Raw genomic sequence first — 16,593 nt, 5'->3', positions numbered from 1 at the left:
TGATATGGGGTCAATGGATTTAGTGCTAAGTAAATGATTTATAAGAAGATTTAAGATTTCTACTTCTCTCTATTCTTTCTTCTCTCTACGTAATTATTTGAATTCATCAGCTCTTTAAGAAACCTGATGAGAGTTTCAATTTTTCTGTGATGTGCGATGAGACTTACGTGTTCGCCCAGTCGCTTACTTCGCGGTGGTCATCCATCCGTGAGAACGGGGCTGTCCGACCATCGTGGTCGGACAGGTGAGGTATGTGGGGGAGGCGATTTAGATATTTTTTTTTGGGATGGTGAAAAGGTACCAGGTCGCTTTTCGGAATTGACACCTTCAAAGTATGGCACTTCGGCAAGTGTGATGATTTAGGCCCAAACTGAGTTCATATCAAACCAATGAGACCTCATCCGGAAAAGCGACCTGGTACCTTTTCGGAGGAAGGCCGGCTGGGGGCGTCGGACTTGAATGGAGCTTGAGAGTGGGGTGGGGCCCTCTCTGTGATGGGGCTCCAGGGTCTCGATAAGCTGTGCTGTTCTTCGGGCCTCACGGACGGAGGAAGGTGGGCGCAGTCTTTGGGTTATAATTTTAAAACGTTTTTTAGTTCTTCGTCAGGACGTAGGTTTCCTGTGCGGAACTCCATTACTTTTCGGCGCAGTGGATTTGTGAAATAGCTTAAATGCACTAAGGAGCCGAACATATCGTCGAGTTCCATTGAAGTGATAATAAAGCCCGCCTTCAATTTTGGAATAATCACGGCATTGTTCGTCGTCGTATGACGGCTGTAGATTTTTTGAAAACCCTTTTGCGACAGAAGTTCGATATTGGTTTTTAAGAGCTCGCTGTAAAGGCCTTGGCGGCGGAACTCAGGGCGAATGGCAGAGTTTCGCATGTAATACACATCCGAACTTTGCTGATCACCGAAGCTCCACCCGGCGAATTCGTCGCCTTTAAAAACACCGAGGCGAATTTTAAAGGGGCTTCCCATGTTTTTACCGAGAGTTTTGAGGTTTTCTTTTTCCAGCGAAGAAATATGCTCACGCCACATGAAATCGAGCGAGTTGTCAGTGAAAATTCCGTAAGCGTACTTTTCCCACAAAGGCCAGAAAGTGTCCTCTTCGACTTCGCGGATTTCAAAACCATTTGCTAGTTGCTTGGTGAACATCATATTTCCTTGTCGGCGCTAGCCGTAGATATTTGTAGCCCAGCGGTGGAGTTCGGCTACTTTATCAAAGTGGTGAGCGGCAAGGGACTGGACGTGCGGTTTTACGCGTCCTTCCCAGTTCACACTGATGCCGGTGACTTTCGCCGCTTGAGCCCCGCGCATATCGTATTCGTGATCACCAATCATCACGACATCATCGGAGTGACGGTTAAAATCCGAAAGAATCTTTAACAGCCCATCGGGATGAGGTTTGTTTTTAGTCACGCAAGTGCGACCGACACAGGTTTTGAAATGTTTGCGAAGGCCGGTGCTATCTAAAATCTTTGTCGCTGACAAAAGCTCGCGTCCGGTCCATGCTGTGACTTCGACATCGCGGTCGATTAAATACACGAGCAGATTTTCAATCCCCTCGTAGGCAGGGATTTGATCGGCATACTCCATATTCTTTGCGACCAGTCTTTGGACGGCGTATTTGATTTTTGCCGCATCAAATCCGAAAGTTGCAAAGTAATCATCGGGATTAAAGTACTTGTAAGCGCGATTGATTTCTTCTTTGCCAGGCGTAATGCCAAACTCCGGTAGAATCTCTTTCAGAGTGAGTTCGTAGAATCGGCTGGAATCCAGCACGGTGCCATCTAAATCAAAAACCCAATGTGCAAATCGTTTCATGAATAACAATATAGCTATATTCTGGGGCGCATCTCAACGCTTTTGTGTTGAGATATTTTAGCGTGGCGCCGAGCAGGAGATTTTAGTATCCTTGGTCGATGTTGACGTTAACGCCCAACGGACTCTATTGCAAAGCGGGGAATTTCTATATTGACCCCAAAGGCGCGGTTGAACGTGCGGTGATTACGCATGCTCACAGCGATCATGCGCGGCGCGGAGCAAAGCAGTATTACTGCGCAAACTCCGGGCGTTCTCTTTTGCATGCGCGTCTCGGAAAAAATATTAAGTCTCAATCCTATGCATTCGGCGAAAAATTCCAGTTGGGCGGAGTGACTTTGTCATTTCATCCGGCGGGACATATTTTGGGCTCCTCCCAAGTGCGCATGGAATATCAAGGTGAAGTGTGGGTGGCTTCCGGCGATTATAAGCGTGATCCCGATCCAACCTGCGAGCCGTTTGAAGTCGTGAAGTGCGACACCTTCGTGACGGAGGCCACATTCGGAACTCCGGCTTATATTTGGAATAAAGAAGCGGATCTCGGTAAAGAAATCTACGAGTGGTGGAGTGCCAATGCAGCTCAAGGCAAGAACAGCGTGCTCTTTGCTTATTCTCTTGGAAAAGCACAAAGAGTCTTGGGATTGCTAGAGCCTTATGCGACTCGCCAGGTGATTTGTCATTCAGCCGCGACGCCGCTGAACGAGTGCTATCGCGAGCAAGGAGTGAAACTCACTCCCACAAGATGTTTAAGCACGATCGAAAATAATGAGCATCTTGAAGGCGAACTCCTCTTAGTGCCGCAGTCCTTCTTAAGTACGGAGCAAGCGCTGATTTTGGGTGACCACTATGAAACGGCTTTTGCATCAGGATGGATGGCGACAGATCATCGCGGTTATGACCGAGGTTTTTTGCTGTCAGATCATGCAGATTGGAATGATCTCCTCAGAACCGTACAGGAGTGTGGTGCAAAGCAGGTGTATGTGCAGCACCGAGGTAAAGGAGCTCTTGTTCGAGAGCTCAATCGAATGGGCATCAAAGCATTTCCGGAGACGGCGTTGATGCGCCCTGAATCACGTCAACTTAGTTTGTTTTGAGTTCTAGAAATTCATCCCTAAAATCAGGAGGATATCGTAGATATCGCCCGACACTGTATGAGTGAGGGGGATTGAGCTATTGCCATCATTGATAAATTTCGAATTCTCATCCGGAAAGTTCACGTAGTGATACATGCCCTGGATCCCGAGATAAGCTTTTTTACGCATGAGTGGCACCTCAAGACCGGCGCCGACTTCGATCCCCATCGTCGAGTCACGACTGTAACCCTCAACGCCAGAAATAGTATAGGTTCGGTAGAACTGAGCAAAGCCGCCGATAATATAGGGATTTAAATCGGCAAGCCCGCGAGTTACGTTTTGAGTGTTCAAGTAATACTTGAGGTCGAAGTTAATCGTCGTAAACGAAACATTGCCAGTATAATCTCCCGCAGCGGTTCCGATGGTCGCCGCGTTATCACCGGTGAGGAAGCCCACAGAAAGAGCCAGGCGTAAGTCAAAGAAATAGCTTAAGTAAAGCCCAAAAGTAGGCGCACTGGAATAGGTTTTTGCAAAGTTACCGGTGAAGCCGCGCATCCCCGCCGCAAGACCTACCGTGAAGAAGCGGCCGTTGCGGAAGAAGTTGATATCTGCTTCTTCGTCAGAAGCTTCATCGAATTCACTGTAATCAGAAAAGGGGTCATAGGCCTCATCAGGATCTGATTGAGCGATGAGGTAATGTTTTTGATCAGAAGAGCTGTTGCCAGCAAGGTAACTTTTAGCAAAAGCAGGAGCCGCCAATGAACTGCAAATCATCAACGCAAGAAATAGAATTTTCACGGTATCCCCCTGAGATTATTATCGCGAAAAATCAGGGAAAACTGAAGTTCAGTCTTGTTATGAGACAGTAAAAGTCTCACATTGGGGCAGCCAGTGCCCTTTCAATCTTCTCGAGGACCGACTTTGATGTGGGAGAGGTGATGGAACTCCATCTTTCGATGACTTTTCCCTCTCGGTTGATCAGGAATTTTTCAAAGTTCCAGCGGACGTCTTTAAAGATCATGCCTGGTTTTTGCTCAGTCATGAACTTGAAAACCTCCTGCTGATCACTGCCGGTGACGGGGCCTTTATCAAACATCGGGAAGGTGATGTGATACTTATCTTGAGCAAATTTCTGAACCTCTTCGCGACTGCCTTTTTCCTGTTTAAAGTCATTGGATGGGAAGGCCAGGACCGTGAATCCTTTGGCTGAATATTTCTTTTGCAACTCTTCAAGATCAGCCATTTGCGGAGTAAAGCCGCACTCAGAAGCGGTGTTGACGACGAGAACCACTTTACCCCGGTACTGAGAGAAATAGATTTTTTTGCCGCGGATATCATTGGCGGAAAAGTCGAAAAAACTTTGTGTGCTGGAGGGTGTCGAAGCGGGAGCTGCCGAGGAATTATGGCAAACAAACAAGCTTAAGAAAGAAGCCGCTACGATCTGGGTGCTCAAAAGTGATGAGAAATAGCGCATAAAAGTCCTTCAAGATCATTCTCGCGAGTTTTTTCAAGGGACTCAATTGCAATCTCTGAAAATGCCGCAAAATTACTCATTTGTCGGGGTTTTGCGCCCAAGTTAAAAATCGCTTTGCGCTCGGAGGAAATGTTACAGAATCTTTGACTTTGCACATGAGGGATTTTCTAATGAATTCATGGACCTAAACACATCTGTTTTGATTGTTTCAGCATACGGCCGGGGTTATTGGTTGGCCGCAGAACTTCAGCGCGAGAACATTCCCGTGGTGTTGATTGATGTCACGTCGAAACTTGGCGTTTGGCCTCCTGAAGATGTCGAGGGTCCCTTTGGATTTTTTAGTCCTGACAATATGACTGACACTCAAGGGGAACGGGTTTTTTCAGAGGATCCCTTTGAGTCGGTCGACCAAGGTTTTACTCTGTGGCTAAACGATGGGCCACTCGAGCTTAAAAGTTCTCTCACTCAATACCGTCTAGATAAAAACAATCAAAACAAAGAAGTTTGCGACTCGCTTATGAGTGGTAAACTCGGTTATAAAAATTTGGCCGGTATTCAGAAATGGGCTTCAGAAAATTTCACTCAATCTTGGATCATGCATCTGGCGCATCAGTGGGGTTCTACCACTTATGTGCCCAGTGCGCGCGCAAGTCTTACCGGTAAAGCGCTGAAACTTATGAACTCATTTTCAGTTCGTAAAGCAACCCGTGCAGGGCAGCAGAAATCCATCGACTGGCTGAAACAGAAAAACGTCGAAGTTCATCAGCAGACAGAGATCTTGGATTTGTCTTTCAAAACGAAGAAAGCTATTTCTGGAGTTGAAATCCACGGCGAACAGCGGTCGGGCTTGATGCATGTTGAGCAGGTCGTTTGGATGTTGAGTAGTGAAGAAAGTTATTTCGTCGCGCCAAAGATTGCAAAACGCTTATTTCCTGAAGGAGCGCTCGAGCCTGAGTGGTGCTGGGTTCGCTATCGCATGAAGATGTCGGCGTGTCCCGAGCGTGATGCGCTTCCAATTCATGTCTTGCTTATAGATCAAATCACGAGTCCCTGGACTCATCAAAACCTGCTCGTTGTCCAGAGAACAGCGATCGAAGATCAGTTCGACATGTGGATTCGCATTCCGAATGTTCAGCGCTTTAATAAAGAATATCTTCGTATTCGCGGTGAAAAACTGATGGATATTTTGCGCGAGCGTTTGCCGTTGTCTCTTCCGGAGATTCAGTCCTATCCGCAGGAATTTTATTATACGTACTCACAAATTGGTCCGTCGTCATTCCCAGTTTATGCCGAAGGGCTTGAGGCCCGTCGCCGTAAAATGAGTTTTAATAACGTCTTCTTGGACGGGGCTGAGATCTGGAAAAACTTCTCCTGGGATGATCAATTTGAAAATCAAACTTTGATTCGTGATTCACTAATGAAGTGGTGGAAGCTATTGCAACAGAGGAAGGAAAAAGAACGCCGTGATTGAGCGCTACACACGTCCTGAAATGGGGAATATCTGGGATTTGGACCATCGCTTCGGAAAAATGCTGGAAGTTGAGATTGCTCTTGCGCAAGTTCAGGCCCAGATGGGGATCATCCCGCGTGCGGCGGCTAAGGCCATCGCCGAGAAAGGTCGCTTTAGTGTAAAGCGCATTTCTGAAATTGAAAAGCAAACGAAGCATGATGTGATTGCGTTTGTTTCAAGTGTCGCTGAAAACGTGGGACCTCATGGAAAATATATTCACTTTGGTCTGACAAGTTCAGACGTTCTTGATACCGCTTTCAGTCTTCAAGTCCGCGAGGCGGGCGAAGTTCTTAAAAAATCAATGACCGCTTTGGAAAAAGCCCTCACTTCGATTGCTAAAAAGCACGAGGATACTTTGTGTGCGGGCCGCACGCACGGAATGTTTGCTGAGCCAACGACCTTCGGTTTTAAAATGATGGGCTTTCTTGCTGAGTTTAAACGCCATCAAGAACGCGTTCATCGCGCTCTTGATCAGATGATGATCTGTAAACTGAGCGGTGCTGTAGGTACTTACTCGAGTATGGGTGTTGACGTTGAAACGAAGGTTGCAAAAAAACTTCATTTGCAACCGGAGACCATTGCGACCCAAGTCATTCCGCGCGACCGTCATGCCGAGATGATCATGGGTCTTGCGATGATGATGTCGGGTCTTGAGCGTCTGGCGATTGAACTCAGACATCTTCAGCGCAGCGAAGTTTCAGAAGTCACTGAGGGCTTCAGCAAAGGGCAAAAAGGCTCTTCAGCGATGCCGCATAAAAAAAATCCAATCAGTGCTGAAAACATCACGGGCCTTGCGCGTCTTGTGAAAGGTTATGCTTTCACGGCAATGGAAAATATTCCGCTTTGGCATGAACGCGATATCAGCCACTCTTCGGCAGAGCGCGTGATCTTTCCGGACGCGTTTATTGTGACGGATTATGCGGTGAACCGCATGGCAAGTCTGCTTGAAGGTCTTGAAGTGAACAAGAAACGCATGCTGGATAATATTGATAGTTCTCAAGGTCAGCTCTTTAGTTCGCACGTGCTCTTGGCGCTTGTTGAAAAAGGTCTTAGCCGTGAAACGGCGTATGCGCATGTTCAGCGTCTCAGTCACAGTCTTGAAAAAGGGGAGCACCTTCGCGGGAAGATTTTAAAAGATCCAGAGCTTTCAAAACTTTTGAAGGCGAAAGAGTTGGACGAGATCTTCAGCGGTAAGAAACACAAGAAAACGATTAAAGCGGCTATGGCCGGCGCCAAAAAGAGAGGTCTTTAATGGCGTGGCGGTATTTGCAAAAAGGCGACATTGTTGATGTTGTATCTCCAGGGTTTGCATCAAAGCCTGAGGACATCGAAAAGTCGCGCCAGTTTTTGCTGAAGTGGGGATTGGTTCCTAGGATTCCAAAGAGCTTGATTCAAAAACACTTCTTGCATTCAAACTCCGATGAAAAGCGGTTTGGCTTTTTAAAGGATGCGATTGAAGCTAAAGATTCAAAAGTGATTTGGTGTTTGCGCGGCGGTTACGGTTCAAACCGTTTATTGCCATATTTGGATAAAGTAAAACCCAAGCAGCAAAAGCTTTTAGTGGGTATTAGTGATATTACGTCGTTGCATGTTTACTTTGAGCAAAAATGGAACTGGCCGACATTGCATGCCTCGGTGCTTGATCGTATGGGGAGCGGTAAGGTGCCGCCAAAGATCGAGAAAGAAACCATGGACATGATTTTTGGAAAAACCACCTCGGTGGAATTTAAAAAATTAAAAGCCATGAATGAAATTGCGATGAAAATGAAACCGGTGAAATCTTCTGTAGTCGGTGGAAACCTGATTACTTTGCAAAGCACCTTGGGAACTCCTTATCAGCTAAATCTTGATGGAAAAATTCTCTTCATTGAAGATCTCGGTGAACGTGGTTATCGCGTGGACCGCGTGCTGGAGCAATTTAGCCAAGTCGGCCTGTTTAAAAAATGTAAAGGCCTCATTATCGGGGAGTTCCTCGGTGGCGACGAGCCGAATGGTAAACCTTTATGGCCTCAGGTTTTTAAATCCTGGGCAGAACGATTAGATATTCCTGTTTTCAGCGGAATGGAAGCTGGACATGGGGTGATCCAAAGACCCTTGCCTCTGTATACGAAAGCGGTTTTAAGCGGTGGCAAGAAGGGCTCTCTATGGATCGATGCAGAAGGAGCACCCTAAATGAAATACTCGGTTCTTGAAAAGAAACTGATGGAGCAACTCAAATCTCGCATTGTCGATACCACTCCGGGTGTTGTTGTGCGCGCCTATCAAGGCGGCCGTATGGTTTGTGACGTCAGTGTCGGTGACACATACGCCTACTATGATCTTGCAAGCCTCACAAAAGTGATTTTCACGGTTCAAGCCATGATGGTGGCATTTGAGCAAGGGAAGTGGAATTTGGATAGCCACGTGCACGAATTCCTTTCTTGGTTCCCACATACAAGTGTGCGAGTTCAAGATTTGCTGACCCATTCTTCAGGTCTTGCATGGTGGATGCCTTTTTATAAAGAACTCGACTTGAATCTTTCGCTCGATAAACGCCGCGAGAAATTGCGCGAGATCATTGCAAAAACAGAAGTCTCTGATGCGCCTAATAGCGTATATTCAGACGTAGGCTTTCTCGTATTAGGCTTCTTGATTGAGGAGTTCTACAAAGACGGTCTCTATCCGGTATGGCAGGGGATTAAAGATAAATTCTATGCGGGAACGACTTTAGAATTTCATCCGGACAATCAGCCCAAACATCGTACAAGCCTCTATGCGCCGACGGAAGAGTGCCCATGGCGCCGTAAGCTGATTGTTGGCGAAGTTCACGATGAGAACTGCTGGGCTCTGGGGGGTGTATCGACACATGCGGGGCTCTTTGGCAGTGTTGATGACGTTTCGTGGGCGCTTTTAAACATTCGCTCGCAGCTTTTGGGTATTGCTCGCTATTCTGTGAAGCAGAAAACGGCGAAGCTCTTTGCATCGCGTGCTCGCCCGCAGGGGATGGGGGACTGGGCTCTGGGCTATATGATGCCAACTCCAGGAGCTGCCAGTTGTGGCAGCCATTTCTCGCTTTTGTCGATTGGTCACACGGGGTTCACGGGAACTTCAATGTGGTATGATCCGAAGGCAGATTTCGGCGTCGTTGTCTTATCAAACCGTGTTCTCTATGGAAGAGAGAACAAATCATTCGCAAAATTGCGCCCTGAGATCCACAACTGGATCGTCGAGGGTTTTAGAAAAAGTGCTGTGTAGGGGAAGGTACAAATGGATTTGAAACCTAAGAGTCATGTTCATATGATGGGAATTTGCGGGACCGCGATGGCGAGTCTTGCGGGTCTTTTAGTTGATCGCGGATTTAAAGTCACAGGCAGTGATACGAATCCGTATCCTCCCATGTCGACGCAGATTGAATCGCTTGGAATAAAAATCATGAAGGGCTATAAGGCCGAGAACCTTCATCCGAAGCCGGACTTCGTGATCGTCGGAAATGTGATTTCTGCAAACAATGAAGAAGCGCAAGAACTTGTGAAGCTCGGAATTCCGTACACATCTTTAGCAAAAGCGATGGGTGAGTTCATCATTGAAAACCGCGAGAGCGTTGTGATCTCGGGCACTCACGGTAAAACGACGACAACTTCCATGATGTCGTGGGTAGCGGAAAATGCCGGAGTGAAACCGGGTTTCCTTATTGGTGGCATTCCAAAGAATTTCTCTCAGTCTTTTAAAAATCCTGCCGGTAATTACTTCGTCATTGAAGGCGACGAGTACGATACGGCATATTTTGACAAGGTCCCGAAGTTTATTCACTACCGTCCGAAGCATGTTATCTTAACATCTGTTGAGTTCGATCACGCGGATATCTATAAAGATCTCCAAGCGGTCAAAGATGCATTTGCGATGCTCATGAAGCTGATTCCTGAAAATGGGACCTTGCTCGCTTGCGCTGAAGACGCGAATGTGATGGAGCTTCGTAAGCTTTGCAAAGCGAAGAATTCTTTCACTTATGGTTTTAAAGCCGATGCGGATTTTAAAGCCAAAGTCTTGTTTCAAGATGCAAATGGTATTGGCTTTGAAGTTCACCACAAAGGTGAAATTCTTGGCCCTTACAATATGCAAATCACCGGTGATTATAACATCCTTAATGCCACGGCGGTGGTGGCGATGTCGAAGATCCTGGGCTTTTCTGAAAACAGAATTCAGATTGCTTTAGAGTCTTTCGAAGGCGTAAAACGACGCCAAGAGATCCTTGGTGAGCCGAACGGTATTCTTGTGATTGAAGACTTCGCCCATCATCCGACAGCGGTGCGTGAGACAGTAAAGGGAATTCAGAAGAAATATCCAGGCCGCAAAGTGTTCTCGGTGTTTGAACCCCGCTCAGCGACGTCTCGTCGTAAAGTTTTTCAGCAAGACTATGTGCAAGCATTTAAAGGTTCGCATGAAGTTTTACTGGCCAAGGCTTTTGATCAGTCAAAGATTAGCGAAACGGATCGTTTTTCGAGTCATGAACTCGTGGATGATTTGAATAAATCCGGTGTGACATCCGCTGATTTTGATACGGCCGACCAAATCGTTGCGGCGCTCAAGGCCCGTTCTAAGCGGGGGGACGTGATCCTCATCATGAGTAACGGTGGCTTTGATGGCATCTACGGCAAGCTGATGAAGGCGCTTGAGGGATAGTAAAAACTGGCATTCGGGGTTTAAAATCCGAATGCTTTTGAGCATTGATTGTTAAAGATTTTTGCAGCATTGCTGCCGTACCTGTCGAAAACGACTTGCTCGCTGGGGAGCGTGTAGCCGCCTTTCTTTATCGCCTCTTGAATCCGCTTTTCAACCTGCGCGCTGAAGCGAGGATCGTAGTCGGTTCGATTCACGGCCTCATCCCACGCAGGACTGACGTAAGTGGCCCAGTCGAATGTACGAGCCTGAACCCAGCGGCCGGTCGCATCTTTTTTAACGTAAGGATTCGGCCCACCCGTGAGCTCAGACCAAAACTTAAACCCTTCAACGTTCGCAGCCATATCAGCCCAAGAGCGCGCCATCGGGCCTTTCATGCCCCAAGAGCCATTTTCCTCAAAAAGACTGTAATCATAGGCAAGTTCAATGCCTCGAGTGGTCGCTTGATCGCGATATTTTTTATCGCCCGAGATCACATCAGCCATGCGAATATGAAACGGCCTGATATCTTTAAACTGAGAGTTTTGCTTTTTCCCGTTCGCCAGATACATGCTGTAACCCAGTTGCAAGAAGTGACCCAGTTTGTCGGCACCAAAGACTGTCGTGCCCATGCGATAAATTCCCGGTGAGTAGTAGTCCTTAAATTTAAATAGTTTGCGAGCCGCACTCGCACCGCGCACTTCGCCGACGTCGCGAAAGATAGAGTCTTCAAACTTCACATGCTCAGCCGGGGATTTTGGATCATCGGCCCATTTTTCGATCTTTGCCCAAAAAAGTCCGCCGAGAGATTTAAAAAGGTTCTGATGAACAGAGTAGGGCACATTCGGATCCGCCTGCTGAACCGCTTTTTGAATGGCTGCGTTCATCTGGGCGTTCAGCCACTCTTGGGCATCGGTTTTAAGATCGCGCTTGGTAAAATTGTCTGTTTCCGAGGCAACGGCGGACTGGCAAATAGCTACAATGACGGTGATTTGAAGGGCGTGTTTTGCGATAATTTTCAACACCGGGAGACTCCCAATTGGTCCTGTGGCATTAGAATGATCTTAAAATATCTAAGAGCGACTCGCATGACAAAACCCTCTCCCAGGCCCTAAACTAGACGCTTGGCGGCGCTCCCGCTTTTGCATCCTTTCGCGATGCATCTTTGTTGATAGATTTAAGCTCTGTAGTTAACACTGTTTCGCTATGACAAATACCGAGAATCTAACGCCTTTAATGAAACAGTACTGGGATATTAAATCCCTCCATCAAGACAAAGTTTTGCTCTTCAGAATGGGCGACTTTTTTGAGATGTTCTACGACGATGCGGTCAAGGCCGCACCGATTCTCGGAATCGCGCTCACCCAGAGAAATAAGAAATCACAGGACGAAACTCCGATGTGCGGAATGCCCCATCATTCTGTGGCGGGTCCGATCAACAAACTCCTTGCTCATGGCTTCAAGGTTGCGATCTGCGATCAAGTCGAAGATCCAAAAACCGCGAAGGGCATTGTGAAGCGTGCTGTGACCCGCGTCCTGACGCCGGGAATGGTTTACGATTCTGATACGCTCGATGGCACAATGGCTCACTACCTTGTGAGCTTTGATAAAGACTCGATGAGCTTTGTGGATACGACAACCGGCGAATCCTTCTTCTTTAAAACCAAGGACTTTGCGACGTTTAAGCGGTTTCTGGAAGTTCTGCCGGTTGCTGAAATCGTCCTATCAAGCGAAGAGAAAGCTTTCTTCGAAGAAGAGCAGCGCAAACAGGTTTCATTGCAAAAGATTCTCGTGAGCCAGCATGAAGAGATCATCGATCCACTTCATCCGCTCTTGAAAAAAGGCGCGCCACTGTCGGCAGCTCGCTTGCTTTCCTACGTAAAATCCCTTGGTGGTGAAGAGTCTTTGAAGACTCTCTCGACATTTGAAGAGCGCGATTTTCAGCAGCGTCTGGAGCTGACGCCGACAACTCTTCGTCATCTGGAAGTGTTTTCTACTTACAAAGGTGAAGGCCTTGGGTCTTTGTTTTTTGCAGTGAATCGCACGAACACTTCTGCCGGAAGTCGCATGCTTCGTCAGTGGCTGAGTTTTCCGCTGGTCGATCAAAAGAGCATTGAAGCTCGCTACGACAAAGTTGATATCTGGAAAAATCATCTGACGGAGCTAAAGCGCACGCGCCAGATTCTTTCGCAAATGGGCGATATTGAGCGCCGCTTGGGTAAAATCTCGCAACCTCAGTGCAACGGCCGTGACTTGCTGGCACTTTCGCAAAGTATTCGCGCAGGTCTCAGCGCACTCGAAGTGGCTCTTGTTCTTCGCCCACTTGAAAACGTTAAAGCAGGGGCGCTTGAGAAATTGCAATCGCTTGCGGTGAAAATCGAAAATACTTTAGTCGAGGAGCCTCCTCTGACAACGAAGCAGGGTTATCTGATCCGCCAAGGCGTTTCTGCAGAGCTTGATGAGTTGATTGAACTTTCAACTCAATCTCAGAACTTGCTGGCTCGTATGGAAGCTGACGAACGTGAAAAGACGGGGATTTCTAGTTTGAAAATCCGTTATAACAACGTCTTTGGTTACTACATTGAAATTACCAATACTCATAAAGACAAAGTGCCAAGCTACTATCAGCGCAAGCAAACTCTCGCGAATGCTGAAAGATACTGCACGGAGGCTTTGATCGAGCTTGAAAGAAAAGTTCTAACGGCTCAAACCAAACGTGGCGATCTCGAGTTTGAATACTTCGAATCTCTCCGCCGTGAAGTCTTGTCGGCGGGTTCTGAGCTCATGATTCTTGCTCACGAGTGCAGTGAGCTTGATGTGATCAGCTCTTTTGCGTGGCTGAGTTTAGAGGAAAAATACGTTCGTCCGCAGTTTTCTCCGAAGCGTGATTTGATTCTCAAAAGCTCACGTCACCCGGTGGTCGAACAGACAGTGAAGAAAAACTTTGTACCGAATGATATCGAAGTTCGCAGCGGTGCTTGTTTGCTTCTAACGGGCCCGAACATGGCCGGTAAGTCGACGATCATGCGCCAAGTGGCACTGACTGTGATTCTTGCGCAAAGCGGATGCTTTGTGCCGGCGGATCAGGCTGTGCTTCCAGTCTTTGATGCGATTTTCACTCGTATCGGTGCCAGCGACCAGCTTTCTGAAGGTCTTTCAACATTCATGGTTGAGATGACAGAAACGGCGGCAATGCTTAAGAACTCCACAGCGAAGTCCCTCGTGATTCTTGATGAAGTCGGACGTGGGACAAGCACGTTTGATGGTATGTGCCTCGCGCAGTCTATTTTGGAGCACCTCTTGTCGGATGTAAAACCGACGACGTTCTTTGCGACTCACTACCATGAGCTCACGCAATTGGAAAACTCTTACCCACAAATCCAGAACGCCCATATGACAGTGGCCGATAGCAACGGTGAGATTCGTTTCTTGCATACGCTTGTGAAGGGCCCTGCGAAGAAATCCTACGGGATTCAGGTGGCGGAACTTGCGGGATTGCCTCCGGTGGTTGTTCGCCGTGCGAAGAGTTTGCTAAAATCCATCGAGTCGCAAAAAGTGGAAACTTCAAGCCAGCTTTCATTGCTGGATATTCCATTTGAAGAGGTTGAAGTTCCTAAGCTGAGTCCAGAAGAAGAGGCTGAACAGAAAAGGCTTTGGACTTTCATGCAGGAAGTGAAAAAATATCCTGTATCGAAGATCACTCCGCTGGATGCTTTGAACCAGATCGCGGAATGGCAACGTAACTTACAGGAAAACTAAATGAGCAAAACCTTTCTGAGTTCGGAACAATGGGAAAAAGCCAATGAAGTCTTTCCTCCGGTGTTCTGGACCCCGAACGGGGATGTGCGGTTTACCGGCTATTTCGGCGGCCCTCAGTTTGCGGGCTGGTTGAGCTCTCAATTAGAAGAAAAACTAAAATCTTACCCTGACTTTGCTGATTGTGAGCCAGTGATTCTGGGCTCATGGTCCCGCGGTGAACTCTGTCCGCTTTCAGATATCGATATCTTGTTTTGCGGCCCTGAAGACAAAGTAAAGCGCTTGACGGATGAGCTTCACCAAGCGGGTTTAAGAATCCGTTATCGTGTCCCGCAAAATCCGGATGACTGGACTGAAGGAGTTGAGAGCTTTGATATTCTCAGTCTGTGGAAAGCAAAACCACTGAGTTCCGCTTCGGCCTCGAAGCTACTTCTACAGCAGAAACGTCTTTGGGAAAATAAGACCAAACTCCGCGGAAAATTACTTAAAGATTTACTTCAAGAACGTAAACAGCGTGAGGCCCGTTTTAATTCGATTTCAAATTACCTTGAACCGAACTTAAAGTATGGTCCGGGTGGTTTGCGTGACATTGAACAAGCTCAGCAAGTTTATGAGCTCTTTTCCGATAAATTTCAAAATCCCGGTCATGCGCTCAGTGTTCTCAATTACCACAAAGCTTATTTACTGACTCTTCGCCAAAAGCTTCACTTGATGGGGTGCGGAGAAGTTCTTGTTAACACAGCTCAATTTGATCTTGCTGGGTTTTTTAATTTCAAAAGCCACAAAGATTTCATGCGCGATCTCGAGCGCGGTCTTTCGCGCAGTCATTTTTATGTGAACTGGATCTTTGCGGTAGCGACGAGTTCTCAGAAGGCGCTAGATAAGACCCGTGCGTTGCCATTTGCAAAGCCTGAGGATCTCGTGAGCGCTCTTAGAAGCTATCCAAATCCGCTCGGTCAACAAAAGGTGCGGGAGAATCTCGACCGCCTCTTGCCAGAGAAAACCGTTGCTAAAAGTGCGCGCGCGTTTGGTAAAACTCTTCAAGAGATGCTGGATCCAAAAACCTCTAAAGAGTTTGTTGTCAGTGTTTTTGATTCGCGCCTGATCGATAAAATTCTGCCGGCGATTCGTCATCTTGTTGGTTATGTTCAGCATGACCAGTACCATCGTTATACGGCGGATGTGCATATTATGCAGGCCTGCCTTGTTCTGAAGGATGTTTATAAGAATCCGAAAGCTCTGGGGCCACTCAGTGTTTTTCATAAGAACCTAACTGCCGAAGACTGGAAGATCCTTTCTTGGTCTGCTTTGTATCATGATCTGGCAAAAGGCCTTCACTCAGAAGATCACTCAGGTCTTGGGGTTGAGATCCTTCGCAGGGATTTTAAAAAGTACGGTTTCACAAAAGGTTTCACGGAAGAAGTCGCTTGGCTTGTGAAAAATCACTTGGAACTTTCAATTGCGGCCTTCCGTAAAAATCCCAAAGCGAAGAAAACTTGGGAAGAGCTAGAAAAAATCGGCGCCAAGGGGCCACGCCTGATGCGTCTTGCGGTCTTTACCGTGATGGACATCTGTGCGACAAATCCTGAAGCCTGGAATGAGTGGAAAGGCCGTTTGTTGCGTGATCTCGTCGAGGCGATGAATGCACCAAGCACGCAGAATTATTTTACGCTGAAATCTTCGTTGCAAAAAAAGAAATTCAAAGGCCTTGAAGATGTGTTAAGTGATTTTGATGATTTTCTTTTGCAGAGTCTTTCGGCTCCAGTACTGGCTGAGGATTTGAAAAGGGCCCGACAGGCGACGGAGTCCCTTTCTCCGGCTGTCGTGAAAAAAGGCAAAGAACTTTGGGTTCGCTTCCATGCAAAGGTCGACCAAGAGGGGCTTTTAGCGGAGTATGTGCAAAGATTGTATTCTTTGGGTCTTGGTATTCGTCATGCTTCGATTCAAACCCTCAGTGGTGTCGGGGTTTATGATTGGTTCCAGGTGAACACTTCAAAATCTCCGCAGGTCATAGAGAAGATGCTAAAACACTCTCAAGGTCACAAAGAAACTCCGAAAGTTGTCTACGATCAAGTGGAGTGGGTGTCTTTGGATGATGATGAGTGGATTCTCAGTTTCAAAGGCAAAGACCAGGCGGGCTTCTTAAGTTCTGCCACGAAGGCGCTGGCTTCAACCGGGTTTAATATTAAATCCGCGCGCGTGCATACTTGGGGTCATCAGGTGAATGATATTTTCATTCTGAAAAATCCCGGCGGAAGTGCTGAAAGTCGCTTAGCCGAGATCAAGCGGCAGCTCGAAGGCTAAAGAGTAAAATAATTAAAAA

13 protein-coding genes are annotated in these 16,593 nt (G+C 47.2%); 8 read left to right on the top strand and 5 right to left on the bottom strand.

The features are described 5' to 3' along the window. Positions 1–571: 571 nt before the first annotated feature. Positions 572–1,159 carry a GNAT family N-acetyltransferase gene (locus tag JSU04_16990; protein ID MBS1972010.1) on the bottom strand — a complete coding sequence of 196 codons (588 nt, stop codon included), beginning with the start codon at positions 1,157–1,159 and terminating at the stop codon, positions 572–574. A 15-nt stretch (positions 1,160–1,174) separates the two neighbouring features. Then, positions 1,175–1,825, bottom strand: a complete 651-nt coding sequence (locus tag JSU04_16985; protein MBS1972009.1) for an HAD family hydrolase — start codon at positions 1,823–1,825, stop codon at positions 1,175–1,177. Between the two features lie 98 nt (positions 1,826–1,923). On the opposite strand from JSU04_16985, the gene JSU04_16980 reads away from it, so the two are divergent. Beyond that, on the top strand, positions 1,924–2,916 hold the full coding sequence (locus tag JSU04_16980; GenBank protein ID MBS1972008.1) for a ligase-associated DNA damage response exonuclease: 993 nt from the start codon (positions 1,924–1,926) through the stop codon (positions 2,914–2,916). A 3-nt stretch (positions 2,917–2,919) separates the two neighbouring features. On the opposite strand, the gene JSU04_16975 is transcribed toward JSU04_16980, so the two are convergent. Together JSU04_16975 and JSU04_16970 are read right to left on the bottom strand one after the other, a co-directional pair. Next, positions 2,920–3,669: an outer membrane beta-barrel protein gene (locus JSU04_16975; GenBank protein ID MBS1972007.1), complete on the bottom strand. Its 750-nt coding sequence runs from the start codon at positions 3,667–3,669 to the stop codon at positions 2,920–2,922. 100 nt (positions 3,670–3,769) lie between these two features. Then, positions 3,770–4,369, bottom strand: coding sequence for a glutathione peroxidase (locus tag JSU04_16970; GenBank protein ID MBS1972006.1), 600 nt, complete (start codon positions 4,367–4,369; stop codon positions 3,770–3,772). 178 nt (positions 4,370–4,547) lie between these two features. Here JSU04_16970 and JSU04_16965 point away from each other — a divergent pair, with 178 nt between their 5' ends. From JSU04_16965 to mpl, 5 genes are read left to right on the top strand one after another with little or no spacing between them, the layout of a single operon-like run. Further along, complete coding sequence (locus JSU04_16965) at positions 4,548–5,840, top strand: hypothetical protein (GenBank protein ID MBS1972005.1); 1,293 nt, start codon at positions 4,548–4,550, stop codon at positions 5,838–5,840. After that, the gene (locus JSU04_16960) at positions 5,833–7,131 is read left to right on the top strand and encodes an adenylosuccinate lyase (GenBank protein ID MBS1972004.1); all 1,299 of its coding nucleotides are present in this window, start codon (positions 5,833–5,835) and stop codon (positions 7,129–7,131) included. The genes JSU04_16965 and JSU04_16960 overlap by 8 nt, the downstream gene beginning before the upstream one ends. Next, positions 7,131–8,051 carry an LD-carboxypeptidase gene (locus JSU04_16955; protein MBS1972003.1) on the top strand — a complete coding sequence of 307 codons (921 nt, stop codon included), beginning with the start codon at positions 7,131–7,133 and terminating at the stop codon, positions 8,049–8,051. The genes JSU04_16960 and JSU04_16955 overlap by 1 nt, the downstream gene beginning before the upstream one ends. Then, positions 8,052–9,113 (top strand): beta-lactamase family protein, encoded by a 1,062-nt coding sequence (locus tag JSU04_16950; protein MBS1972002.1) that lies wholly within the window; start codon positions 8,052–8,054, stop codon positions 9,111–9,113. It begins immediately after the preceding gene. Between the two features lie 12 nt (positions 9,114–9,125). After that, positions 9,126–10,538, top strand: coding sequence for a UDP-N-acetylmuramate:L-alanyl-gamma-D-glutamyl-meso-diaminopimelate ligase (mpl, locus tag JSU04_16945; GenBank protein ID MBS1972001.1), 1,413 nt, complete (start codon positions 9,126–9,128; stop codon positions 10,536–10,538). A 20-nt stretch (positions 10,539–10,558) separates the two neighbouring features. Here the strand turns inward: mpl and JSU04_16940 are convergent, their stop codons facing one another. After that, the gene (locus JSU04_16940; protein MBS1972000.1) at positions 10,559–11,539 is read right to left on the bottom strand and encodes a hypothetical protein; all 981 of its coding nucleotides are present in this window, start codon (positions 11,537–11,539) and stop codon (positions 10,559–10,561) included. A gap of 211 nt (positions 11,540–11,750) precedes the next feature. On the opposite strand from JSU04_16940, the gene mutS reads away from it, so the two are divergent. Both mutS and JSU04_16930 read left to right on the top strand, forming a co-directional pair. Then, positions 11,751–14,273: a DNA mismatch repair protein MutS gene (mutS, locus tag JSU04_16935; GenBank protein ID MBS1971999.1), complete on the top strand. Its 2,523-nt coding sequence runs from the start codon at positions 11,751–11,753 to the stop codon at positions 14,271–14,273. Beyond that, positions 14,274–16,574, top strand: coding sequence for an HD domain-containing protein (locus tag JSU04_16930; GenBank protein ID MBS1971998.1), 2,301 nt, complete (start codon positions 14,274–14,276; stop codon positions 16,572–16,574). The last annotated feature ends 19 nt before the right edge of the window (positions 16,575–16,593 follow it).

The sequence above is a fragment of the Bdellovibrionales bacterium genome (assembly GCA_018266295.1).
Lineage (GTDB): Bacteria > Bdellovibrionota > Bdellovibrionia > Bdellovibrionales > Bdellovibrionaceae > JACMRP01.
The sequence above is the reverse complement of the archived record's forward strand: the minus strand, read 5'-3'. Positions and strand labels throughout refer to the sequence as shown.

Excerpts from the sequence above, each read along its gene's own strand:
- JSU04_16990 (MBS1972010.1), bottom strand. The coding sequence starts at position 1,159 with ATGATGTTCACCAAGCAACTAGCAAATGGTTTTGAAATCCGCGAAGTC.
- JSU04_16985 (MBS1972009.1), bottom strand. The coding sequence starts at position 1,825 with ATGAAACGATTTGCACATTGGGTTTTTGATTTAGATGGCACCGTGCTG.
- JSU04_16980 (MBS1972008.1), top strand. The coding sequence starts at position 1,924 with ATGTTGACGTTAACGCCCAACGGACTCTATTGCAAAGCGGGGAATTTC.
- JSU04_16975 (MBS1972007.1), bottom strand. The coding sequence starts at position 3,669 with ATGATTTGCAGTTCATTGGCGGCTCCTGCTTTTGCTAAAAGTTACCTT.
- JSU04_16970 (MBS1972006.1), bottom strand. The coding sequence starts at position 4,369 with ATGCGCTATTTCTCATCACTTTTGAGCACCCAGATCGTAGCGGCTTCT.
- JSU04_16965 (MBS1972005.1), top strand. The coding sequence starts at position 4,548 with ATGGACCTAAACACATCTGTTTTGATTGTTTCAGCATACGGCCGGGGT.
- JSU04_16955 (MBS1972003.1), top strand. The coding sequence starts at position 7,131 with ATGGCGTGGCGGTATTTGCAAAAAGGCGACATTGTTGATGTTGTATCT.
- JSU04_16950 (MBS1972002.1), top strand. The coding sequence starts at position 8,052 with ATGAAATACTCGGTTCTTGAAAAGAAACTGATGGAGCAACTCAAATCT.
- mpl (MBS1972001.1), top strand. The coding sequence starts at position 9,126 with ATGGATTTGAAACCTAAGAGTCATGTTCATATGATGGGAATTTGCGGG.
- mutS (MBS1971999.1), top strand. The coding sequence starts at position 11,751 with ATGAAACAGTACTGGGATATTAAATCCCTCCATCAAGACAAAGTTTTG.
- JSU04_16930 (MBS1971998.1), top strand. The coding sequence starts at position 14,274 with ATGAGCAAAACCTTTCTGAGTTCGGAACAATGGGAAAAAGCCAATGAA.